The organism is Pseudomonas sp. MDT1-17 (genome assembly GCF_054898105.1).
The window spans coordinates 184,415-205,446 of the sequence record NZ_JBUBVM010000001.1; the positions used below are offsets into that span (position 1 = coordinate 184,415).

Sequence of the window (21,032 nt, forward strand, 5' to 3'; positions counted from 1 at the left end):
GCTGGGTGGCGGCGTGAACCGCCAACAGCACCGGGAGAGGGATCTTTCTGACAGGCTTACGGCAGAGCGGCGACAACCGACAGCTCAACCAGTATTTCCGGTTCGCACAACTTCGATTCAACCGTGGCACGGGCCGGTGCGACGCCTTTTGGCAGCCACTTGTCCCAGACTGCGTTCATGCCCTCAAAGTGTGCATCGATGTCTTTCAAGTAAATCGTCACCGACAACAGACGGTTCTTGTCGGTCCCGGCCAGATCCAGCAAACGCTCGATGTTGGCAAGTGTTTCACGGGTCTGCTGTTCAATCCCGGCGTTCATATCGTCGCCGACCTGCCCTGCCAGATACACGGTACCGCTGTGGACTACGATCTGGCTCATGCGCTCATTGGTGAGCTGGCGCTGGATTGACATGTTTTGCTGACTCCTGAATTTTTTGGCCGTAACGGGAAATATCGAGGCCTTCGGCGCTGATTTGCGGCGTTTTCTTCGCCATCAGATCAGCCAGCAGGCGACCGGAACCGCACGCCATGGTCCAACCAAGCGTACCGTGACCCGTGTTCAAAAACAGATTGCTGAATGGCGTAGCACCCACGATCGGCGTGCCGTCCGGGGTAGTCGGACGCAGACCGGTCCAGAAACTTGCCTGGGCCAGATCGCCGCCCTGAGGATAAAGGTCGTTGACGATCATCTCCAGGGTTTCGCGCCGACGCGGGTTCAGCGACAGGTCAAAACCGGCTATTTCAGCCATACCGCCGACGCGGATGCGGTTGTCAAAACGGGTGATCGCGACCTTGTAGGTCTCATCGAGAATAGTCGAAGTCGGGGCCATCGCCGGGTTAGTGATCGGCACGGTCAGGGAGTAACCCTTGAGCGGATACACCGGGGCCTTGATGCCCAATGGCTTGAGCAGTTGCGGCGAGTAGCTGCCGAGTGCCAGCACGTAGCGGTCAGCGGTTTCCAGCTTGCCGTCGATCCACACGCCGTTGATGCGATCACCGGCGTAGTCGAGCTTCTGAATGTCCTGACCGAAGCGGAATTCCACGCCCAGTTTCACGGCCATTTCGGCCAGTCGAACGGTGAACATCTGGCAGTCGCCGGTCTGGTCATTCGGCAGGCGCAGGGCACCGGCGAGGATGTCGGTGACGCCGGCCAGCGCCGGTTCAACCCTAGCAATGCCAGCGCGGTCGAGCAGTTCGAACGGCACGCCGGACTCTTTCAAAACGGCGATGTCTTTCGCGGCGTTGTCGAGCTGAGCCTGGGTGCGGAAAAGTTGTGTAGTACCGAGGCTACGGCCTTCGTAGGCAATGCCGGTTTCGGCGCGCAATTCGTCGAGGCAGTCACGGCTGTACTCGGACAGACGGACCATGCGCTCCTTGTTCACCGCATAACGGTTGGCAGTGCAGTTGCGCAGCATTTGCGCCATCCACAGGTACTGGTCGATGTCGGCGGTAGCCTTGATTGCCAACGGCGCGTGGCGCTGCAACAGCCACTTGATGGCCTTGAGCGGCACGCCCGGCGCGGCCCATGGCGAGGCATAACCCGGCGACACCTGGCCGGCGTTGGCGAAACTGGTCTCCATGGCAGCGGCCGGCTGACGGTCCACCACCACCACTTCAAACCCGGCCCGAGCCAGATAATAAGCACTGGCGGTACCGATGACGCCGCTACCCAAGACCATAACGCGCATTTTCATATCCCTCATCGCGGCTTGCCGCTGACGTTCGTAGTTGTCGAGCATTGATGTGCGCAGTGTAAAAAAGATTAGGCAGTGCTTTTCACTATATAAGTGCCTATATTTGGCGAGAATTCTCGGCAAAATCCCTTTTCACGGAGGCGCATCCCCTATGCGTACCAACACTCAAACGAAACGTGAGCTGGACAAGATCGACCGCAACATCTTGCGGATCCTGCAAGCGGACGGGCGCATCTCCTTCACCGAACTGGGGGAAAAGGTCGGGCTCTCGACCACGCCGTGTACCGAGCGGGTCCGGCGCCTTGAGCGCGAAGGAATCATCATGGGCTACAACGCCCGGCTCAATCCGCAGCACCTCAAGGGTAGTCTTCTGGTGTTCGTCGAGATCAGCCTCGACTACAAATCCGGGGATACTTTCGAAGAGTTCCGACGCGCGGTCCTGAAGCTCCCCCACGTGCTGGAGTGCCACTTGGTGTCAGGGGATTTCGACTATCTGGTGAAGGCGCGGATTTCCGAGATGGCCTCGTACCGCAAACTGCTGGGCGACATCCTGCTCAAGCTGCCGCATGTGCGCGAATCCAAGAGCTATATCGTCATGGAAGAGGTGAAGGAGAGTTTGAATCTGCCGATTCCGGATTGAACCCATGATCAAACGAGGACTTGCCGAGTGCTGGCCATGTACTCATGGATCTGCTTCTCGACCCGCGGATGAATCAACTCCACCGGCCCCCGCCCATTCGGGCACGGCAATGTCTTGGTGGTGCCAAACAGCCGACAGATCAGCGGCCGCTCGCCATACACGGTGCAGCCGTCAGGCCCGAGGTGGACGCAATTGAGTTCATCCATCGCCGCATCCTGCTCGGCCCGGCTCTTGCGCGGCAGGCGAGACATTTCTTCCGGTGAGGTGGTCACCGGCCCACAGCAGTCATGGCAGCCGGGCACGCACTCGAACGAGGGAATCTGCTGCCGTAGCGTGCGAATTTTCTGACTGTTGCAGCTCATCGAAGCGGTGCCCAAAAGCGAAATAGAGCGCGATTCTGACGCAAAAGCCCCGATCCAGACAGCACCTGCCGACCAGTGTTGCCCGTATCCGAAGGTCCGGCTTATGCTCCGTCAAATTTTCTAGACACCCGAATCAGGAACACGCACATGAATGCCCGTGCTCAGCAACCTGCCCCGACCCACCCGCACACTGCCTCTTATTACGCCGCCAGCAGCTTGCCGCAGTCCGATCATCCGGCGCTCACAGGCGATCTGGTGGCGGACGTGTGCGTGGTCGGCGGCGGGTTCTCGGGACTGAACACGGCGCTCGAACTGGCCGAACGCGGCCTCAGCGTGATCCTGCTCGAAGCCCGCAAAATTGGCTGGGGCGCCAGCGGACGCAACGGCGGGCAGTTGATTCGTGGCGTCGGTCATGGCCTCGATCAGTTCGCTAACGTGGTCGGTGTGGACGGCGTGCGTCAGATTAAACTCATGGGCCTGGAAGCGGTGGAAATCGTCCGACAGCGGGTCGAGCGTTTTCAGATTCCTTGCGACCTGACGTGGGGCTACTGCGACCTGGCCAACAAGCCCCGAGACCTCGAAGGCTTTGCCGAAGACGCCGAAGAGCTGCGCAGCCTCGGTTACCGTTACGAAACCCGTCTGCTGCAAGCCAGCGAAATGCACTCCGTGGTGGGCTCCGACCGCTACGTCGGCGGTTTGATCGACATGGGCTCGGGGCACCTGCATCCGCTGAACCTGGCATTGGGCGAAGCCGCGGCTGCCCAGCAGTTGGGGGTGAAGCTGTTTGAACAATCGGCGGTCACCCGCATCGATTATGGCTCCGAGGTCAAGGTCCATACCGCCCAGGGCTCGGTTCGCGCCAAGACGCTGGTGCTGGGCTGCAACGCCTACCTCAACGAACTCAATCCCGAGCTCAGTGGCAAGGTGCTGCCCGCCGGCAGCTACATCATCGCCACCGAACCCTTGAGTGAAGCGCTGGCTCACTCGCTACTGCCGCAGAATATGGCGGTCTGCGATCAACGGGTTGCGCTGGACTACTACCGACTCTCGGCGGACCGACGCTTGCTGTTTGGCGGCGCCTGTCATTATTCAGGGCGCGACCCGAAGGACATCGCCGCGTACATGCGGCCGAAGATGCTGGAGGTTTTCCCGCAACTGGCCGGCGTGAAGATCGACTTTCAATGGGGTGGGATGATCGGTATCGGCGCCAACCGCCTGCCGCAGATCGGGAGGCTAAAGGATCAGCCGAACGTGTATTACGCCCAGGCTTATTCCGGTCACGGCGTGAATGCCACGCACCTCGCGGGGAAATTGTTGGCTGAGGCTATCAGTGGTCAGCACAGTGGCGGGTTCGATCTGTTTGCCAAGGTGCCGCATATCACCTTTCCTGGCGGCAAACATTTGCGTTCGCCGTTGTTGGCATTGGGGATGCTTTGGCATCGGCTTAAAGAGTTGGTCTGAACCTGATTCAGCGACATGCCCGCCCTTGTAGCAGCTGACGAGCACCGCGAGGCAGCGTTCGGCGACGAAGCCGTCGCAAATCCTGCAACCGCGCTCTTTCAGGCAAACAGCGGCGCCTGATTTACGACTGCTGCGCAGTCGGACGTCCGAACGCGGCCCGAACCTTCGGCAGTTGCTACAAGGGATCGCATTTCATCTCACAGACGCCAGAACGGCTTCAAGCCCTCCTCCCGCGCCTGCTCCCGACTTAATCCGACATCCCTGAGCTGTTCCGGTGTCAGCCCAAGCAACGCCTTGCGCGTGTGCAGACGATGCCAGAACAGACCCCAGCGACTCAGGCCGGACGGTGCGTTGCGCATGACCGCCTCGCGTGCGCCATTGTTTTGCCCTGCCGCCAGTTCCTGACTGTGTAACATCAGCCGCACATCGCTCAAGCCGTTCATTTTGATTGCTCCTGTTTACTTGGGTAGCCAGAGCTTTCATGATGCGTGGACGGCAAAAAGCATTACAGATTCAATGTAGCTGTATTAACTCCATACAGATTTGCGGTCTGGACTTCTGAATCGCTAATTTTTGCCTGATCTGTACCGGTCAGCCCAACTACCCTAACGAGACTGCACCATGACTCTTTACGTCAATCTCGCCGAATTGCTCGGCACGCGTATCGAACAGGGCTTCTATCGCCCCGGTGACCGCTTGCCGTCGGTGCGGGCGTTGAGTGTCGAACACGGCGTCAGTCTGAGCACGGTGCAGCAGGCCTATCGCGTGCTGGAAGACAGCGGCCTGGCGATGCCGAAACCCAAGTCCGGCTACTTCGTACCGGTCAGTCGAGCGCTTCCGGAACTGCCAGCGATGGGCCGCCCGGCGCAGCGGCCGGTGGATATTTCCCAATGGGATCAGGTGCTGGAACTGATCCGCGCGGTGCCACGCAAGGATGTTGTGCAACTGGGTCGCGGCATGCCGGACGTCACCACGCCGACCATGAAGCCGCTGCTGCGCGGTCTGGCGCGAATCAGCCGTCGGCAAGACATGCCCGGTCTGTATTACGACAACATCCATGGCACCCTCGAACTGCGCGAGCAAATCGCCCGTCTGATGCTCGATTCCGGCTGCCAATTGAGCGCCAGCGATCTGGTGATCACAACGGGTTGTCACGAAGCGCTGTCCACCAGCATCCGCTCGATCTGCGAGCCGGGCGACATTGTGGCCGTCGACTCGCCAAGTTTTCACGGTGCCATGCAGACCCTCAAGGGTCTGGGCATGAAAGCCCTGGAAATCCCCACCGACCCGCTCACCGGCATCAGTCTCGATGCACTTGAACTGGCCTTGGAACAATGGCCGATCAAGGCCATACAGTTGACACCCAACTGCAACAACCCGTTGGGCTACATCATGCCGGAATCGCGCAAACGCGCGTTGTTGACGCTGGCGCAGCGCTTTGACGTGGCGATCATCGAGGACGATGTGTATGGCGAACTGGCCTACACCTACCCGCGCCCGCGCACGATCAAATCCTTCGATGAAGACGGCCGCGTCCTGCTGTGCAGTTCCTTTTCCAAGACCCTGGCACCAGGGCTGCGTATCGGTTGGGTAGCACCGGGACGGTATCTGGAACGGGTGCTGCACATGAAATACATCAGCACCGGCTCTACGGCGCCGCAACCGCAGATCGCGATTGCAGAATTTCTCAAGGCCGGGCACTTCGAACCGCATTTGCGGCGGATGCGTACACAATACCAGCGCAATCGCGATGTAATGATCGATTGGGTCAGCCGCTATTTTCCGGCCGGTACCCGCGCCAGTCGTCCACAGGGCAGCTTCATGCTCTGGGTTGAGCTGCCTGAGGGCTTCGACACCCTGAAACTGAATCGAGCGCTGCACGATCATGGCGTACAGATTGCCGTCGGCAGCATCTTTTCCGCCTCGGGCAAATACCGCAATTGCCTGCGGATGAACTACGCTGCCAAAACAACACCGCAGATCGAAGAAGCGGTGCGCAAGGTCGGCGCCGCGGCAATCAAACTGCTCGCGGAAACCGACGGCATCACCGACTGACCTTTATCCGGAATCCAGCGTCCATATGCCGACACCTGCCGCCAATCGGAACGATCCCACGTGAGAGTCAGACAGCCCCTGCTCGCTCTTCTGTTACTTGCCTCGTTCCTCGGCGGCTGTGCGACGTTCAACGTTCCGCGCGAGCCGAGCCAGGCGCTGCCCGCCAGCGACTCGGCGTTCGGCCGTTCGATCCAGGCTCAGGCAGCCCCTCATGAGGGGCGATCCGGCTTTCGGTTGCTATCCAACAGCACCGAGGCCTTCACGGCTCGCGCCGAATTGATCCGCAACGCCCAAAGCAGCCTCGATTTGCAGTACTACATCGTCCACGACGGCATCAGCACACGGATGCTGGTGGACGAACTGCTCAAGGCTGCCGATCGCGGCGTGCGCGTACGCATTCTGCTCGACGACACCACCAGCGATGGCCTGGATCGGATTATTGCCACTCTGGCGGCGCATCCGCAGATCCAGATCCGTGTGTTCAACCCATTGCACCTGGGCCGCAGCACCGGCGTGACACGAACGGTGGGACGGTTGCTCAACCTCTCGCAGCAACACCGGCGCATGCACAACAAGCTCTGGTTGGCGGACAACAGCATGGCCATTGTCGGCGGCCGCAATCTGGGGGATGAGTACTTCGATGCCAAACCCAACCTGAATTTCACTGACATCGACATGCTCAGCGTCGGCCCGGTCGCCGAACAGCTGGGGCACAGTTTCGACCAATACTGGAACAGTGCGCTGAGCAAGCCGATCGACGAATTTCTGTCCAGCAAACCGACGCAAAAGGACCTGGAAAATACCCGGACCCGACTGCAAGAATCACTTGAGGAAACGCGCAAACAGAATCACGCGCTCTACCAACAGTTGATGACCTTTACCACCCATCCGCGCCTGGACATCTGGCGTCGGGAGTTGATCTGGGCCTGGAATCAGGCGCTGTGGGATGCGCCAAGCAAGGTGCTGGCCGACGGCGAGCCCGACCCGCAGTTGCTGCTGACCACGCAGCTGGCGCCCGAGCTCAATGGCGTCAGCAAAGAGCTGATCTTGGTTTCGGCCTACTTTGTACCCGGTCAGCCGGGGCTGGTGTACCTGACGGGCCGCGCCGATGCCGGGGTGTCGGTGAAATTGCTGACCAACTCACTGGAAGCCACTGACGTGCCGGCGGTGCATGGCGGTTACGCGCCGTATCGCAAGGCACTGCTGGAGCATGGCGTGCAGCTGTTCGAATTGCGTCGCCAGCCCGGCGAAGGCGGCGGCAGCGGTCCGCATATTTTTTACAGCAAGTCCTACCGCGGCTCCGACTCCAGCCTGCACAGCAAGGCAATCATCTTCGACCAGCAGAAGTCTTTCATCGGCTCGTTCAATTTCGACCCGCGCTCGGTGCTGTGGAATACCGAAGTCGGGGTGCTGGTAGACAGCCCGGAACTCGCCGCGCGCGTGCGCGAATTGGCTTTGCAGGGCATGGCGCCGCCCTTGAGTTATCAGGTCAAGCTTGAAAATGGCCAGATTGTCTGGGTCACTGAAGATGACGGCAAACTGCACACCCTGACCAAGGAACCCGCAAGCTGGTGGCGGCGCTTCAATGCGTGGATGAGCACCACCGTCGGCCTGGAGCGGATGCTCTAGGCCGGTTCGGTCACCGCGCCAAACGCGCCTTGGCGCGACAGCAGAATCACCAACCCCAGCGCACCTGCTGCCATCAGCAGCGGCAACGCATGCCCGCTGATCCACTGACTGCCCGCGCCGGCCGCCAGCGGCCCGACCAGGCAACCGATACCCCACAGCTGCGCGATATGCGCATTGGCGCGCACCAGTGCATCGTCGCGATAGCGTTCGCCGATCAGGATCAGTGACAAGGTGAACAAGCCGCCGGCACTGGCGCCGAACAACACCCACAACGGCCAGATCAGCAACGTGTCGATCAACAACGGGATGGCCAGGCTCGATATCAGCAGGACCACCGCACACCCGGTGAACAACGTCCGTCGGGACAAGCGATCAGCCAGCGCCCCAATCGGCAATTGCAGCAACGCATCACCCACCACCACCGTGCTGACCATCGCCAAGGCGATTTCCGTCGTGAAGCCCTGACGCAGGCAATACACCGGCAACAAGGTCAGGATCATCGCTTCAAACGCTGCGAACAGTGACACCGCCCAGGCAATCGCCGGCAGGCCACGGCAGAAGGTCAGCAAGTCACCGAAGGTCACGCTGCTGGCTTCACTGCTCGGTGCACCACTACGCCCCAGCAACAGCAACGGTGCGGTCAGCAGCAAACCGACGCCGACCCAGAACCCATAATCGTGTTCGGTGCCCAGTGCCCCCAGCAGCAACGGCCCGCCCAATTGGCTCAACGCATAGCTGCTGCCATACAGCGCCACCAATCGTCCGCGCCATTGCTCAACCACCAGTTGGTTGATCCAGCTTTCACCGAGGATGAAGACCAGCGTCAGGATCACCCCGATCATCAGTCGCAATACCAGCCAGATCGGATAGCTCGGCAACAGCGCCAGCAATCCGATGGACAACGCCCCGGCCCACAGGCACAGGCGCATGAGGTTGGCCGTGCCCAGACGCGCGGCCAGATGACTGGAGATCTTGGCCCCCAGCAATACGCCCATGGCGGGCATCGCTGCCATAACGCCGATGGCGAAGGAGCCGTAACCCCAGCTTTCCAGGCGAAACGACACCAGCGGCATGCTGACGCCCAAGGCCAGGCCGACACTCAAGACAGACGCCAACACGGCGAAATAAGTCGCCCAACGCATGTTCCACGCTCCTGTGGATATTATTTTTCAGGCACACCACAAAACAAATGTGGGAGCGGGCTTGCTCGCGAAGGCGCCATCACATCCAACATCATCGTTGGCTGTGACGGCGCCTTCGCGAGCAAGCCCGCTCCCACAGGGGATCTTTGTTGCGTGGTGCTTACAACTTGATCCAGGTCGCCTTCAGCTCGGTGTACTTGTCGAACGCGTGCAGCGACTTGTCGCGACCGTTGCCGGACTGCTTGAAGCCACCGAATGGAGCCGTCATGTCGCCGCCGTCGTACTGATTGACCCACACGCTACCGGCGCGCAGCGCTTTGGCGGTCAGGTGAGCCTTGGAAATATCCTTGGTCCACACCGCTGCAGCCAAGCCGTATGGCGTGTCGTTGGCAATCGCAATGGCTTCTTCGGCGGTATCGAAAGTGATCACTGACAGCACTGGGCCGAAGATTTCTTCCTGAGCGATTTTCATTGCATTGCTGACGCCGTCGAAAATGGTCGGCTCAACGTAGGTGCCACCGGTTTCCTGAAGAATGCGCTTGCCGCCCGCCACCAGTTTGGCGCCGTCGGCGTGGCCGGATTCGATATAGGACAGCACGGTGTTCATCTGCTGCGTATCCACCAGCGCCCCGACATTGGTCGCCGGGTCCAGCGGGTTGCCCGGTTTCCAGGTTTTGAGGGCCTCGATCACCAGTGGCAGGAATTTATCCTTGATCGAACGCTCCACCAGCAGACGCGAGCCGGCGGTGCAGACTTCGCCCTGGTTGAAGGCGATGGCGCCAGCAGCCGATTCAGCGGCAGCTTGCAGGTCCGGAGCATCGGCGAACACGATGTTCGGGCTCTTGCCGCCGGCTTCGAGCCAGACGCGTTTCATGTTCGATTCGCCGGAGTAGATCAGCAATTGCTTGGCGATCTTGGTCGAACCGGTGAACACCAGGGTATCCACGTCGTTGTGCAGAGCCAGGGCCTTGCCGACGGTGTGACCGTAACCCGGCAGGACGTTCAGCACGCCTTTCGGGATACCGGCTTCAACGGCCAGCGCAGCAATGCGAATAGCCGTCAGCGGCGATTTTTCGGACGGCTTGAGGATCACCGAGTTACCGGTGGACAGCGCCGGGCCGAGTTTCCAGCAAGCCATCATCAGCGGGAAGTTCCACGGCACGATAGCGCCAACGACGCCGACCGGCTCGCGGGTCACCAGACCCAGTTGGTCGTGCGGGGTGGCGGCGACTTCGTCATAGATCTTGTCGATGGCTTCACCGCTCCAGCTCAGGGCTTGCGCCGCGCCTGGAACGTCGATGTACAGGGAGTCGCTGATCGGCTTGCCCATGTCCAGGGTTTCAAGCAAGGCCAGCTCTTCGGCGTGCTGTTTCAGCAGGCCGGCAAAACGAATCATGGTGGCTTTGCGTTTGGTTGGCGCCAGGCGCGACCAGACGCCGGAATTGAAGGTAGCGCGGGCATTTTCAACAGCGCGCTGGGCATCGGCGGCGTCACAGCTGGCAATCTTGCCCAGCAGACGGCCATCGACCGGGCTGATGCACTCGAAGGTCTCGGCGGAGACAGCATCGGTGTATTCGCCATTGATGTAGGCGCGGCCTTCGATCTTCAGATCGCGAGCCCGTTGTTCCCAATCGGCACGAGTCAGGGTGGTCATACGAGTGTCCTCCTCTTGTTGAATACGAGCGCGCCGCGTTCTTCGCGGGCGTCCTCAGGAATTCTGCCCGGCCAGCCTGCTTTTTCGGCCCAAGGCAACCGTCACCCTAAACCAGCGGCAGGTGAAGTTTCAATATATTTGACATAAGGCTGGCAAACGGCCTTGCGATGTTCATTTTAATAAACATAGACTTTGGACTTTCCAAGCAATCACGGGGAATTACAAGAATGAGCATCCAGGACATCGTCGACTTCAGCCAGGCCACCACCCAGCCCGATCGCTATCGACCAGACCCGGCGAAAGTCCTCAAGGGCGACCCCGAACAAGCCGTGTACAACCACTACAACAGCCCTTGCGGCCAGATGAGTGCCGGCGTGTGGGAAGGCGAAGTCGGCCAGTGGCATGTGAACTACACCGAGCATGAATACTGCGAGATTGTTCAGGGCGTTTCAGTGCTGCGCGACAACGACGGCAACGGCAAGACCCTGCGCGTAGGCGATCGCTTCGTGATCCCGGCCGGATTCAGAGGCACCTGGGAGGTGCTGGAGCCTTGCCGCAAGATCTATGTGGTGTTTGAACAGAAGGCTTGAAACCTTTCTCGAGGCAACAAAAAAGGCCCGTATCTCGCGATACGGGCCTTTTTTGTAAGAGGGAAAAATCAATTACTTGATTTTGCCTTCTTTGTAGATCACGTGCTTGCGAACAACCGGATCAAATTTCTTGATTTCGATTTTGTCCGGAGTAGTGCGCTTGTTCTTGTCGGTAGTGTAGAAGTGACCAGTACCGGCGCTCGAGATCAAACGAATCAATTCACGCATGATTATCTCCCTTAGATCTTGCCAGCTTTGCGGATTTCGGCCAGCACGACAGTGATGCCACGCTTGTCGATGATACGCATGCCTTTGGCAGATACGCGCAGACGCACGAAACGTTTCTCTTCTTCAACCCAGAAGCGGTGATGCTGCAGGTTCGGCAGGAAACGACGACGGGTTTTGTTGTTTGCGTGGGAAATGTTATTCCCAGTCACCGGACCCTTACCGGTAACTTGACATACTCTCGACATGCCTCAGCCCTCTAAAACCACATGCCCAACCCGGCATGGGTTGGCCGCTTAATCTCTCAGTCATTTGGCGCCAGGCGCCGCGTTTCTTTAGAGGTCTTACCGGCTACACCTACAGTGAAGGAACCGGGCCCCTAGAAAAGAGCGCTGCTTTATACCAGAAAGACTGAAGAGCAACAACATTCCGTGTGCGCGGACTTGATAAAATCCCCATTTTCCCGTCGCCGAGCGCCTTGGATAAAGGCTGTCGTCGATTAAGACCGCTCGTCGCAGAGAATCGGCCAACCGACCGATTTCGGGTTTTCCTCGGCCCGCATCACCGAAAACAATCGCCTATAGTCCCCTGAAAATGAAAAAGGGGATAGTCATTTGCAAAAGAGCCCACTAGGGTAAGCCTTTTCCAGACTGCACTTGCAGATGGGCCTTCGATCTGTAAAGGAATCCGACCATGCGCCTCGCTGCCCTATCACTGTTGCTCGCCCCTCTACTGCTGAGCCCATTGGCCCATGCCGCCGCACTGAGCGTCTGCACCGAGGCAAGCCCGGAAGGGTTCGACGTGGTGCAATACAACTCGCTGACCACCACCAACGCCTCGGCTGACGTGCTGATGAATCGCCTGGTGGACTTCGATACCGCTAGCGGCAAAGTGGTTGCCAGCCTCGCGGACAGCTGGGAAATCACGCCAGACGGCCTGACCTACGTCTTCAAATTGCATCCGCAGGTGAAGTTCCACCGAACCGAGTACTTCAGCCCGACGCGCGACCTGACCGCCGAAGACGTGAAATTCAGCTTCGACCGCATGCTCGACCCGGCAAACCCATGGCACAAAGTTGCTCAGAGCGGCTTCCCGCACGCTCAGTCGATGCAGTTGCCCGCACTGATCAAGAAGATCGACGCACTGGACCCGCTGACCGTGCGCTTCACCCTCGACCACCCGGACTCGACCTTCCTCGCGACCCTGAGCATGGGCTTCGCCTCGATCTACTCGGCCGAATACGCCGACAAATTGCTGAAGGCCGGTACACCCGAGAAGCTCAACAGCCAGCCGATCGGCAGTGGCCCGTTCATTTTCACGCGCTTCCAGAAAGATGCCTCGATTCGCTACAAGGCCAACCCGGATTACTTCCGTGGCAAGCCGTCGGTGGACCCGTTGATCTTCGCCATCACCCCGGATGCCAACGTGCGTTTGCAGAAATTGCGCCGCAACGAGTGCCAGATCGCCCTGTCGCCCAAGCCTCTGGACGTACAGGCAGCGCTGAAGGAGCCGACCCTCAAAGTCGAAAAGACTGACGCCTTCATGACCGCGTTCGTCGGCATCAATAGCCAACATCCACCGCTGGATAAACCTGAAGTGCGCCAGGCGATCAACCTCGCGTTCGACAAGGCCAACTACGTCAAAGCCGTTTTCGAAGACACCGCCGAGGGCGCCAACGGCCCCTATCCGCCCAACACCTGGAGCTACGCCAAAGGCTTGCCGGGCTACCCGCATGACGTGGAAAAGGCCAAGGCATTGATGGCCAAGGCCGGACTGAAAGACGGCTTCCAGACCACCATCTGGACCCGACCTTCCGGCAGCCTGCTCAACCCGAACCCGAGCCTCAGCGCTCAAATGTTGCAATCGGACCTCGCGGAAATCGGCATCCAGGCCGAGATTCGGGTGATCGAATGGGGCGAACTGATTCGCCGCGCCAAGGCCGGTGAACATGATCTGCTGTTCATGGGCTGGGCCGGCGACAACGGTGACCCGGACAACTTCCTCACGCCGCAGTTTTCCTGCGCCGCGGTCAAATCCGGCACCAACTTCGCCCGTTACTGCAACCAGGACCTGGACAAGCTGATCAGCGCCGGCAAGACCACTGGCGAGCAAGGTGTACGCACCAAGCTCTACGAACAGGCTCAGGCGCAGATCCAGCAGCAGGCACTGTGGCTGCCGCTGGCCCACCCGACCGCCTTCGCGCTGACGCGCAAAAACGTCGAGGGTTACTCGGTCAGCCCGTTTGGTCGTCAGGATTACTCGAAGGTCAACCTCAAGTAATCCGACACAACACAAATCCCTGTGGGAGCGGGCTTGCTCGCGAAGAGGGAGTGTCAGTCACCGTCAATGCTGCCTGACACACCGCTTTCGCGAGCAAGCCCGGCTCCCACATGGGTTTTGCATTCCTCCCCTCACATCCACCCGTACTCAGCCATAGACAACGGATCGCCGTCGCCGATAATGAAATGGTCGAGTATCCGCACATCGACCAAATCCAGCGCCTCTTGCAGGCGCTTGGTCAGCAGTCGATCGGCCTGACTGGGGTTGGTGTTGCCCGACGGATGGTTGTGGCAGAGGATCAACGCTGCGGCGTTATGGGCCAAAGCGCGTTTAACCACCTGACGTGGATAAACGCTGGTGCAGTCGATAGAGCCGCGAAACAGCGATTCAAATGCCAGCACTCGATGTTTCGAGTCCAGAAACAGACAGCCAAAGACCTCATGAGGCTCATGTCGCAGCATCGACTTGAGGTAATCACGCACGGCCAGCGGATTTTCCAGCACCGACTTGTGGCGCAAGCGCTCAGCGAGATGCCGTCTGGCCATTTCCAACACGGCCTGCAACTGAGCGAATTTCGCCGGCCCAAGGCCTAACTGTTTGCTGAATGTCTGTTGGTCCGCCTCAAGCAGCGAACGCAGGCTGCCAAACTGATTCAACAGGTGTCGCGCCAGATCTACCGCGCTTTTGCCCGACACGCCGGTTCGTAAAAAAATCGCCAGCAGTTCGGCGTCCGAAAGACTCCCCGAGCCCAACTCAAGCAACCTCTCCCGCGGCCGCTCCGCCGCTGGCCAATCACGAATACTCATAGCACCTCCCTGTCGTGTGGGCGCCGCTGTTCCGTAGCGGTCGCTGTGATATCGTAGCCCATCTTTTTTGCTGGCGATTTCATCCCTGGGGAGGGGGTATCGCCATGCAGTCACCATCGAATGAAAGGCAGACCTATGCAGCGGCTGTATCGGAAACGCATCGTTCTGGGCGTCGGCGGCGGTATTGCTGCCTACAAGAGCGCCGACCTGGTTCGCCGCCTGATCGACCAAGGCGCCGAAGTGCGCGTGGTCATGACCCGTGGCGGCAGCGAGTTCATCACCCCGCTGACCATGCAGGCCTTGTCCGGGCACCCGGTTCACCTCGATCTGCTGGACCCGGCGGCCGAAGCTGCCATGGGCCACATCGAGCTGGCCAAATGGGCCGACCTGGTGCTGATCGCCCCCGCCACTGCGGACCTGATCGCCCGTCTGGCCCAAGGCATTGCCAATGACCTGCTGACCACCCTGGTGCTGGCCACCGACGCGGTGGTCGCCGTTGCCCCGGCGATGAATCAGGCCATGTGGCGCGATCCAGCGACCCAGGCCAACCTGCAACTGCTCGAAAGCCGCCACCTGAAAGTCTTCGGCCCGGCCTCCGGTAGCCAGGCCTGTGGCGACGTCGGCATGGGCCGCATGCTCGAAGCCACCGATCTCGCCCAATGCGCCGCGGACTGCTTCCAGCGCCAGGCGTTGACCGGCAAACACGTGCTGATTACCGCCGGCCCGACCCAGGAAAACATCGACCCGGTGCGCTACATCACCAACCACAGCTCCGGGAAAATGGGCTTTGCCCTGGCCGAAGCCGCGGTGGAAGCTGGCGCCCGCGTTACGCTGATCACCGGTCCGGTGCACCTGCCGACCCCGGATCGCGTCACCCGCATCGACGTGGTCAGCGCCCGCGACATGCTCGCCGCCTGTGAAGCCGCGATCCCTTGCGATCTGTTCATTGCTTCTGCGGCAGTTGCGGACTACCGCCCGGAAGTCGTCGCCCCACAGAAACTCAAGAAAGACCCTACGAACGGCGACGGCTTGTTGCTACAGATGGTGCGCAACCCAGACATTCTGGCCACCATCGCCACGCGCCCTGACCGCCCGTTCAGTGTCGGTTTTGCCGCTGAAACCGAACACCTGCTCGATTACGCTGCCCGCAAGTTGAAAGACAAGAACCTCGATTTGATCGTCGCCAACGACGTCGCCAACCCGAGCATTGGGTTCAACAGCGAAGAAAACGCCTGCAGCGTGATCGACCGCCAGCTACACGCCACACTTTTCGCCCAGACCAGCAAGAGCAAGATTGCCCGCCAGCTGATCACTTTTATCTCCGAACGTCTGAACCAGGTTTAATTTACATGCACGCTTTGCAAGCCAAGATCCTCGACCCTCGCATCGGTACCGACTTCCCGCTGCCGCAATACGCCACACCAGGCTCCGCCGGCCTCGACCTGCGCGCCATGCTGGAAAAAGACACCGTGATCAAGCCGGGCGAAACCCTGCTGATTCCAACCGGTCTGTCGGTGTACATCGGCGATCCGGGCCTGGCGGCGCTGATTCTGCCGCGCTCCGGCCTGGGCCATAAGCACGGCATCGTGCTGGGCAACCTGGTTGGCCTGATCGACTCCGATTATCAGGGCCCGCTGATGGTGTCGTGCTGGAACCGTGGCCAAACCGACTTCAACATGGTGGTGGGTGAGCGTTTGGCCCAACTGGTTTTGGTACCCGTCGTTCAAGCGCACTTCGAGATGGTCGAAGAGTTCGTTGAAACCGAGCGCGGCGCTGGTGGTTTCGGGCATTCCGGCAGCCATTGATCACAGGGTCGCAGGCTGGGCAGTCTGCCCGGCCTGACGCCAGTTTTTTTGCATTCCTGGACGAAAATTGCACTAGCCTCATCTGGAAGGTTTACCGCCCAAAATCAAGGCATTTGCCGGCCAATCGCTGGCTAATGTTGGGGGCATGGCCTTTGCACACCACGAACTCTCAGTGGAAAACGCCGTCATACCCTTCAGTTTGAGCCTGTCGACGAGTACTTCGCAGCAGGTCCAGCCACCCTTTGAGATGGAGCATTTCCAGTAATGAGCAGCCCAGTCCAAGTCGCACCCAAGTTCCCCGACAGCATCTTCCGCGCCTACGACATTCGCGGCACCGTCCCGGAATTCTTGAACGCTGAAACCGCTTATTGGCTAGGCCGCGCCATCGGCTCCCAGAGCCTGGCCCAGGGCGAACCGAACGTTTCCGTTGGCCGTGACGGTCGCCTCTCCGGCCCGGAACTGGTCGAGCAACTGATCAAAGGCCTGGCCGATGCCGGTTGCCACGTCAGCGACGTCGGCCTGGTGCCAACGCCTGCGCTGTACTACGCCGCCAACGTGCTGGAAGGCAAATCCGGCGTCATGCTCACCGGCAGCCACAACCCGTCGAACTACAACGGCTTCAAAATCGTCATCGCTGGCGACACCCTGGCCAACGAACAGATCCAGGCCCTGCATGAACGCCTCAAGACCAACAACCTGAGCAGCGGCAAGGGCAGCATCACCAAGGTCGAGATCCTCGACCGCTACAACACCGAAATCGTCCAGGACATCAAACTGGCTCGTCGCCTCAAAGTCGTGGTCGACTGCGGTAACGGCGCGGCCGGCGTGATCGCACCGCAACTGATCGAAGCCCTGAACTGCGAAGTCATCCCGCTGTTCTGCGATGTCGACGGCAACTTCCCGAACCACCACCCGGATCCGGGCAAGCCTGAAAACCTCGTGGACCTGATCGCCAAGGTCAAGGAAACCAACGCTGACCTGGGCCTGGCTTTCGACGGCGATGGCGACCGCGTCGGCGTGGTGACGAACACCGGCAGCATCGTCTTCCCGGACCGCCTGCTGATGCTGTTCGCCCGTGACGTACTGGCGCGCAACGCTGACGCGGAGATCATCTTCGACGTCAAATGCACCCGTCGCCTGACGCCGCTGATCAAGGAATACGGCGGCCGTCCGCTCATGTGGAAGACTGGCCACTCGTTGATCAAAAAGAAAATGAAACAAACTGGCGCCCTGTTGGCCGGCGAAATGAGCGGGCACATCTTCTTCAAGGAACGCTGGTTCGGTTTCGACGACGGCATTTACAGCGCCGCGCGTCTGCTGGAGATCCTCAGCAAAGAAAAATCTACTGCGGAAGAGCTGTTTGCGACCTTCCCGAACGATATTTCTACGCCGGAAATCAATATCCATGTGACCGAAGAGAGCAAATTCAGCATCATTGATGCACTGCACGACGCGAAATGGGGCGAAGGCGCCAACCTGACCACCATTGACGGCGTGCGAGTCGACTACGCCAAAGGCTGGGGCCTGGTGCGCGCGTCCAACACCACACCGGTGCTGGTGCTGCGCTTCGAGGCCGATGACGAGGCTGAACTGCAGCGCATCAAGGATGTTTTCCACGTCCAACTGAAGCGTGTTGCACCTGATCTCCAACTACCGTTTTGACCTTCTGAAGCGCCCTTATTTGAAGTGCCGGAGCCCTGAATGACCCTCGAACGCGAAGCCGCCGCCAACACCGCCAAGGTCCTGTCCGAAGCGCTGCCTTACATTCGCCGCTACGTCGGCAAGACGCTGGTGATCAAATACGGCGGCAACGCGATGGAAAGCGAGGAGCTGAAAACCGGCTTCGCCCGCGACATCGTGCTGATGAAAGCTGTCGGCATTAACCCGGTGGTGGTTCACGGCGGCGGCCCGCAAATCGGCGACCTGCTCAAGCGTCTGTCGATCGAGAGCCACTTCATCGATGGCATGCGCGTGACTGACGCGCAAACCATGGACGTGGTGGAAATGGTCCTCGGCGGCCAAGTGAACAAGGACATCGTCAACCTGATCAATCGTCATGGCGGCAGCGCCATCGGCCTGACCGGTAAAGACGCCGAGCTGATTCGTGCAAAGAAGCTCACCGTGACCCGCCAGACGCCGGAGATGACCCAACCGGAAATCATCGACATCGGCCAAGTGGGCGAAGTAGTCGGGATCAACACCGACCTGCTGAACCTGCTGGTCAAAGGCGATTTCATTCCGGTGATCGCGCCGATCGGCGTTGGCGCCAACGGTGAGTCGTACAACATCAACGCCGACCTGGTGGCCGGTAAAGTCGCCGAAGCGCTGAAAGCTGAAAAGCTGATGCTGCTGACCAACATCGCCGGCCTGATGGACAAGCAAGGCACGGTCCTGACGGGCCTGACCACCCAGCAAGTCGACGATCTGATCGCCGATGGCACCATCTATGGCGGCATGCTGCCGAAGATCCGTTGCGCGCTGGAAGCGGTTCAGGGCGGCGTCGGCAGCTCGCTGATCATCGATGGCCGGGTTCCGAATGCAATTCTGCTTGAGATCTTCACCGATACGGGTGTGGGCACCTTGATCAGCAATCGCAAGCGTCCCTGATCCAAAACCTTAAAAGATCGCAGTCAGCGGCAGCTCCTGTAACAGCGGAATTTCGGATGTACGAAAGACCTGTAGGAGCTGACGAAGTCTGCGATCTTTTTTATGCGCGCAGGAAATGTCCGACCTGAATCAGCGAAACGTCCGACATCGTAAAGGAATCAATCTGCATAGGATCTTCCCTGTACCCACAGGAGATCTCACCATGCAAAAAGTTTACGCACCCAATGGAAGCGATGTATCCGCAGGCACCTACGAATGCGCCGACTGCGGCTACGAATACTCCAACCAATCGAAAAAATCCTTACCTCCTTGTCCGCAGCGCCTGGATTCAGTGCACGTACAAAACGGCTGGAAAATCCTCACGGGCCAAGGGGACGCAGAGGAAGATCCTTACCCAAAGAAGTCCGGCAAGTGATCACGGGGGGCTGAGCCATGCAGATCTCGTTCACGATCGACGCCCAGGCTTTCGAGCAGGAGCAAAAGGAGCCAATCAAAAAGACGTTGAGGATTTCCGACAACGAAATCGCCCACGCTCTACAGCGAATCGCCAAGGCGAGTCTGACCGAATACTTGAAAATGCTGGTGGAAGGCGGCATGCCGAGTCGGGCCGATGAAGCGAAACAGGACCGCTTGCTGTATCTGATTCAAAGCTACTTCGGGCAGACCTTGCCGACCGAGTCGCAGATATCGACGATTTTCCAGCTCACTCAGAGCCAGAGCAAAACCCTGCTGAAAAACACGGTTTCACGGTTTCGCAATCAGCTGGACGATATCTTGCAACACAGCATGCGAGCTGTGATTGAGTCTGCGGAGCATGCTCAGACCGTGTATCTGGTGGTAATCAGCTCTGACGTCATCCGTGATGAGCTAAACATGCTGATCACTCAAAACGAGCCAACATTCAAACCCATCACCAAATGCAAGGGCAGCGCCGGGCAGTTCGAAATCAGCGAGGATTCCCACGACCTGCTGTGCACAACGCTGGGGATCAATGCCGTTCAGTGACATTGTGGCGGTCAGTGGCTTGCTGCTGACCTTGACCACCTTCATGTTCAACCTTGCGTGGCCGAGGCTGCATGAAGCACTGGAGCTGGATGAAAGCCAATCTGGCCCGCTCGCCAGAAAACGTAGCCGAAAAAAGGTAACGAACGTTTTGTTCGCCTGCGCCCTCCCTCTGACCAGCGCCTTCCTGGCGCTGTTTTACGTCAACTTGCCTGCCGCTGTGAAAATCATGGGCAGCAGTACGCTGGATCTTTGGGACTTTGACGTGGATCGCACACTTTACGTGATGGTTGTGTTTGCACTGATGGTGTTTGCGCTGTTCAACGCCCGGTTAACCCTGCGCCTGTGTGCGAAATGGTGCAGCCTGCGTTAATCGCCAGATGAAAAAAAGGCCCTGTAAAAACAGGGCCTTTACGTCAGACGCCGAACTGAGCCCGGTAGGCTTCAACCGCCGGCAAGTGTTGCTTGAGCTGTGGATCGTCAGCCAGGAATTCGAGCACCTGGTTCAGCGAAACAATGCTGATCACCGGAATGCCGAAGTCACGCTCCACTTCCTGGATGGCCGACAACTCGCCGTTGCCACGCTCCTGACGGTTCAGGGCGATGAGCACGCCCGCAGCCTTGGCGCCGTCCTGGGAAGCAATGATCTGCATCACTTCGCGGATTGCAGTGCCTGCGGTGATGACGTCGTCGATGATCAGCACGTCGCCGGTCAACGGTGCGCCGACCAGGCTGCCGCCTTCGCCGTGGGCCTTGGCTTCCTTGCGGTTGAAGCACCATGGCAGATCACGGTCGTGATGTTCAGCCAGGGCCACTGCGGTGGTCGCCGCCAAAGGGATGCCTTTGTACGCGGGGCCAAACAATACATCGAACGAGATCCCGCTCTCGACGATGGCTGCCGCGTAGAAACGACCCAGCTGCGCAAGGGCCGAACCGGAGTTGAACAGGCCGGCATTAAAGAAGTAAGGACTGGTGCGCCCGGACTTCAGGGTGAACTCGCCGAAGCGCAAAACGCCGCGATCGATGGCAAAACGAATGAAATCGCGCTGATACGCTTGCATGAAAAAAACCCCAAATACCAC

The 21,032-nt window shown here is 59.4% G+C and carries 22 protein-coding genes and 1 pseudogene; 13 read left to right on the forward strand and 10 right to left on the reverse strand.

The features are described 5' to 3' along the window. Nucleotides 1-56 precede the first annotated feature (56 nt). Nucleotides 57-410, reverse strand: a complete 354-nt coding sequence (locus ACYZTX_RS00720) for a RidA family protein (protein WP_429511588.1) — start codon at nt 408-410, stop codon at nt 57-59. After that, a complete protein-coding gene (dadA, locus tag ACYZTX_RS00725; RefSeq protein WP_462032547.1) occupies nt 382-1,686 on the reverse strand; it encodes a D-amino acid dehydrogenase in 1,305 nt (434 codons plus the stop codon). The genes ACYZTX_RS00720 and dadA overlap by 29 nt, the downstream gene beginning before the upstream one ends. 157 nt (nt 1,687-1,843) lie before the next feature. Here dadA and ACYZTX_RS00730 point away from each other — a divergent pair, with 157 nt between their 5' ends. Then, the gene (locus tag ACYZTX_RS00730; protein WP_003206849.1) at nt 1,844-2,332 is read left to right on the forward strand and encodes an Lrp/AsnC ligand binding domain-containing protein; all 489 of its coding nucleotides are present in this window, start codon (nt 1,844-1,846) and stop codon (nt 2,330-2,332) included. An 8-nt stretch (nt 2,333-2,340) separates the two neighbouring features. Here the strand turns inward: ACYZTX_RS00730 and ACYZTX_RS00735 are convergent, their stop codons facing one another. Next, nucleotides 2,341-2,694, reverse strand: coding sequence for a YkgJ family cysteine cluster protein (locus ACYZTX_RS00735; RefSeq protein WP_462032548.1), 354 nt, complete (start codon nt 2,692-2,694; stop codon nt 2,341-2,343). Between the two features lie 147 nt (nt 2,695-2,841). On the opposite strand from ACYZTX_RS00735, the gene ACYZTX_RS00740 reads away from it, so the two are divergent. Next, nucleotides 2,842-4,155 (forward strand): NAD(P)/FAD-dependent oxidoreductase, encoded by a 1,314-nt coding sequence (locus ACYZTX_RS00740; RefSeq protein WP_462032549.1) that lies wholly within the window; start codon nt 2,842-2,844, stop codon nt 4,153-4,155. 197 nt (nt 4,156-4,352) lie between these two features. On the opposite strand, the gene ACYZTX_RS00745 is transcribed toward ACYZTX_RS00740, so the two are convergent. Further along, nucleotides 4,353-4,598, reverse strand: a complete 246-nt coding sequence (locus ACYZTX_RS00745) for a DUF1127 domain-containing protein (RefSeq protein ID WP_462032550.1) — start codon at nt 4,596-4,598, stop codon at nt 4,353-4,355. A gap of 178 nt (nt 4,599-4,776) precedes the next feature. Here ACYZTX_RS00745 and ACYZTX_RS00750 point away from each other — a divergent pair, with 178 nt between their 5' ends. Both ACYZTX_RS00750 and ACYZTX_RS00755 read left to right on the forward strand, forming a co-directional pair. Then, nucleotides 4,777-6,210 (forward strand): aminotransferase-like domain-containing protein, encoded by a 1,434-nt coding sequence (locus ACYZTX_RS00750; protein ID WP_462032551.1) that lies wholly within the window; start codon nt 4,777-4,779, stop codon nt 6,208-6,210. A 60-nt stretch (nt 6,211-6,270) separates the two neighbouring features. Next, on the forward strand, nt 6,271-7,839 hold the full coding sequence (locus ACYZTX_RS00755; RefSeq protein WP_462032552.1) for a phospholipase D family protein: 1,569 nt from the start codon (nt 6,271-6,273) through the stop codon (nt 7,837-7,839). Here ACYZTX_RS00755 and ACYZTX_RS00760 read toward each other — a convergent pair. Next, nucleotides 7,836-8,981 carry an MFS transporter gene (locus ACYZTX_RS00760; RefSeq protein ID WP_462032553.1) on the reverse strand — a complete coding sequence of 382 codons (1,146 nt, stop codon included), beginning with the start codon at nt 8,979-8,981 and terminating at the stop codon, nt 7,836-7,838. The genes ACYZTX_RS00755 and ACYZTX_RS00760 overlap by 4 nt on opposite strands. 160 nt (nt 8,982-9,141) lie before the next feature. Further along, nucleotides 9,142-10,635 carry an aldehyde dehydrogenase gene (locus ACYZTX_RS00765; RefSeq protein ID WP_462032554.1) on the reverse strand — a complete coding sequence of 498 codons (1,494 nt, stop codon included), beginning with the start codon at nt 10,633-10,635 and terminating at the stop codon, nt 9,142-9,144. Nucleotides 10,636-10,862: 227 nt separating this feature from the next. Here ACYZTX_RS00765 and ACYZTX_RS00770 point away from each other — a divergent pair, with 227 nt between their 5' ends. Beyond that, nucleotides 10,863-11,225 (forward strand): cupin domain-containing protein, encoded by a 363-nt coding sequence (locus ACYZTX_RS00770; RefSeq protein WP_150745156.1) that lies wholly within the window; start codon nt 10,863-10,865, stop codon nt 11,223-11,225. Nucleotides 11,226-11,297: 72 nt separating this feature from the next. Here ACYZTX_RS00770 and rpmG read toward each other — a convergent pair whose 3' ends face one another. Both rpmG and rpmB read right to left on the reverse strand, forming a co-directional pair. Further along, on the reverse strand, nt 11,298-11,453 hold the full coding sequence (gene rpmG, locus ACYZTX_RS00775) for a 50S ribosomal protein L33 (protein ID WP_007894709.1): 156 nt from the start codon (nt 11,451-11,453) through the stop codon (nt 11,298-11,300). Nucleotides 11,454-11,464: 11 nt separating this feature from the next. Continuing rightward, the gene (rpmB, locus tag ACYZTX_RS00780) at nt 11,465-11,698 is read right to left on the reverse strand and encodes a 50S ribosomal protein L28 (protein WP_007894701.1); all 234 of its coding nucleotides are present in this window, start codon (nt 11,696-11,698) and stop codon (nt 11,465-11,467) included. A 445-nt stretch (nt 11,699-12,143) separates the two neighbouring features. On the opposite strand from rpmB, the gene ACYZTX_RS00785 reads away from it, so the two are divergent. Next, on the forward strand, nt 12,144-13,730 hold the full coding sequence (locus tag ACYZTX_RS00785; protein WP_462032555.1) for an ABC transporter substrate-binding protein: 1,587 nt from the start codon (nt 12,144-12,146) through the stop codon (nt 13,728-13,730). 131 nt (nt 13,731-13,861) lie between these two features. On the opposite strand, the gene radC is transcribed toward ACYZTX_RS00785, so the two are convergent. Beyond that, nucleotides 13,862-14,536 carry a RadC family protein gene (gene radC, locus ACYZTX_RS00790; protein WP_462032556.1) on the reverse strand — a complete coding sequence of 225 codons (675 nt, stop codon included), beginning with the start codon at nt 14,534-14,536 and terminating at the stop codon, nt 13,862-13,864. A gap of 135 nt (nt 14,537-14,671) precedes the next feature. Between radC and coaBC the strand changes: the two genes are divergently transcribed. The 7 genes and pseudogenes from coaBC (at nt 14,672) to ACYZTX_RS00825 (ending at nt 20,323) form a co-directional block, all read left to right on the forward strand. After that, on the forward strand, nt 14,672-15,880 hold the full coding sequence (gene coaBC, locus ACYZTX_RS00795) for a bifunctional phosphopantothenoylcysteine decarboxylase/phosphopantothenate--cysteine ligase CoaBC (RefSeq protein ID WP_449645053.1): 1,209 nt from the start codon (nt 14,672-14,674) through the stop codon (nt 15,878-15,880). A 5-nt stretch (nt 15,881-15,885) separates the two neighbouring features. After that, nucleotides 15,886-16,341: a dUTP diphosphatase gene (gene dut / locus ACYZTX_RS00800; RefSeq protein ID WP_134420907.1), complete on the forward strand. Its 456-nt coding sequence runs from the start codon at nt 15,886-15,888 to the stop codon at nt 16,339-16,341. 258 nt (nt 16,342-16,599) lie between these two features. Continuing rightward, nucleotides 16,600-18,003: pseudogene (locus tag ACYZTX_RS00805) on the forward strand (phosphomannomutase/phosphoglucomutase); the annotation flags it as partial. 39 nt (nt 18,004-18,042) lie between these two features. Then, nucleotides 18,043-18,948: an acetylglutamate kinase gene (gene argB / locus ACYZTX_RS00810; protein WP_123403785.1), complete on the forward strand. Its 906-nt coding sequence runs from the start codon at nt 18,043-18,045 to the stop codon at nt 18,946-18,948. Nucleotides 18,949-19,150: 202 nt separating this feature from the next. Beyond that, entirely contained in the window at nt 19,151-19,363 is a 213-nt protein-coding gene (locus ACYZTX_RS00815; RefSeq protein ID WP_283182186.1) for a hypothetical protein, read from the forward strand. A 17-nt stretch (nt 19,364-19,380) separates the two neighbouring features. Beyond that, nucleotides 19,381-19,953 carry a hypothetical protein gene (locus ACYZTX_RS00820; protein WP_462032557.1) on the forward strand — a complete coding sequence of 191 codons (573 nt, stop codon included), beginning with the start codon at nt 19,381-19,383 and terminating at the stop codon, nt 19,951-19,953. Further along, complete coding sequence (locus ACYZTX_RS00825) at nt 19,940-20,323, forward strand: hypothetical protein (protein ID WP_449645056.1); 384 nt, start codon at nt 19,940-19,942, stop codon at nt 20,321-20,323. The genes ACYZTX_RS00820 and ACYZTX_RS00825 overlap by 14 nt, the downstream gene beginning before the upstream one ends. A gap of 43 nt (nt 20,324-20,366) precedes the next feature. On the opposite strand, the gene pyrE is transcribed toward ACYZTX_RS00825, so the two are convergent. Next, nucleotides 20,367-21,011 carry an orotate phosphoribosyltransferase gene (gene pyrE / locus ACYZTX_RS00830; RefSeq protein WP_007934609.1) on the reverse strand — a complete coding sequence of 215 codons (645 nt, stop codon included), beginning with the start codon at nt 21,009-21,011 and terminating at the stop codon, nt 20,367-20,369. Between the last annotated feature and the right edge of the window lie 21 nt (nt 21,012-21,032).

Bases quoted from the DNA above. Each gene is read 5' to 3' on its own strand.
- ACYZTX_RS00720 (WP_429511588.1), bottom strand. From the start codon at position 410: ATGTCAATCCAGCGCCAGCTCACCAATGAGCGCATGAGCCAGATCGTA.
- dadA (WP_462032547.1), bottom strand. From the start codon at position 1,686: ATGCGCGTTATGGTCTTGGGTAGCGGCGTCATCGGTACCGCCAGTGCT.
- ACYZTX_RS00730 (WP_003206849.1), top strand. From the start codon at position 1,844: ATGCGTACCAACACTCAAACGAAACGTGAGCTGGACAAGATCGACCGC.
- ACYZTX_RS00735 (WP_462032548.1), bottom strand. From the start codon at position 2,694: ATGAGCTGCAACAGTCAGAAAATTCGCACGCTACGGCAGCAGATTCCC.
- ACYZTX_RS00740 (WP_462032549.1), top strand. From the start codon at position 2,842: ATGAATGCCCGTGCTCAGCAACCTGCCCCGACCCACCCGCACACTGCC.
- ACYZTX_RS00745 (WP_462032550.1), bottom strand. From the start codon at position 4,598: ATGAACGGCTTGAGCGATGTGCGGCTGATGTTACACAGTCAGGAACTG.
- ACYZTX_RS00750 (WP_462032551.1), top strand. From the start codon at position 4,777: ATGACTCTTTACGTCAATCTCGCCGAATTGCTCGGCACGCGTATCGAA.
- ACYZTX_RS00760 (WP_462032553.1), bottom strand. From the start codon at position 8,981: ATGCGTTGGGCGACTTATTTCGCCGTGTTGGCGTCTGTCTTGAGTGTC.
- ACYZTX_RS00765 (WP_462032554.1), bottom strand. From the start codon at position 10,635: ATGACCACCCTGACTCGTGCCGATTGGGAACAACGGGCTCGCGATCTG.
- ACYZTX_RS00770 (WP_150745156.1), top strand. From the start codon at position 10,863: ATGAGCATCCAGGACATCGTCGACTTCAGCCAGGCCACCACCCAGCCC.
- rpmG (WP_007894709.1), bottom strand. From the start codon at position 11,453: ATGCGTGAATTGATTCGTTTGATCTCGAGCGCCGGTACTGGTCACTTC.
- rpmB (WP_007894701.1), bottom strand. From the start codon at position 11,698: ATGTCGAGAGTATGTCAAGTTACCGGTAAGGGTCCGGTGACTGGGAAT.
- ACYZTX_RS00785 (WP_462032555.1), top strand. From the start codon at position 12,144: ATGCGCCTCGCTGCCCTATCACTGTTGCTCGCCCCTCTACTGCTGAGC.
- radC (WP_462032556.1), bottom strand. From the start codon at position 14,536: ATGAGTATTCGTGATTGGCCAGCGGCGGAGCGGCCGCGGGAGAGGTTG.
- coaBC (WP_449645053.1), top strand. From the start codon at position 14,672: ATGCAGCGGCTGTATCGGAAACGCATCGTTCTGGGCGTCGGCGGCGGT.
- dut (WP_134420907.1), top strand. From the start codon at position 15,886: ATGCACGCTTTGCAAGCCAAGATCCTCGACCCTCGCATCGGTACCGAC.
- argB (WP_123403785.1), top strand. From the start codon at position 18,043: ATGACCCTCGAACGCGAAGCCGCCGCCAACACCGCCAAGGTCCTGTCC.
- ACYZTX_RS00815 (WP_283182186.1), top strand. From the start codon at position 19,151: ATGCAAAAAGTTTACGCACCCAATGGAAGCGATGTATCCGCAGGCACC.
- ACYZTX_RS00820 (WP_462032557.1), top strand. From the start codon at position 19,381: ATGCAGATCTCGTTCACGATCGACGCCCAGGCTTTCGAGCAGGAGCAA.
- ACYZTX_RS00825 (WP_449645056.1), top strand. From the start codon at position 19,940: ATGCCGTTCAGTGACATTGTGGCGGTCAGTGGCTTGCTGCTGACCTTG.
- pyrE (WP_007934609.1), bottom strand. From the start codon at position 21,011: ATGCAAGCGTATCAGCGCGATTTCATTCGTTTTGCCATCGATCGCGGC.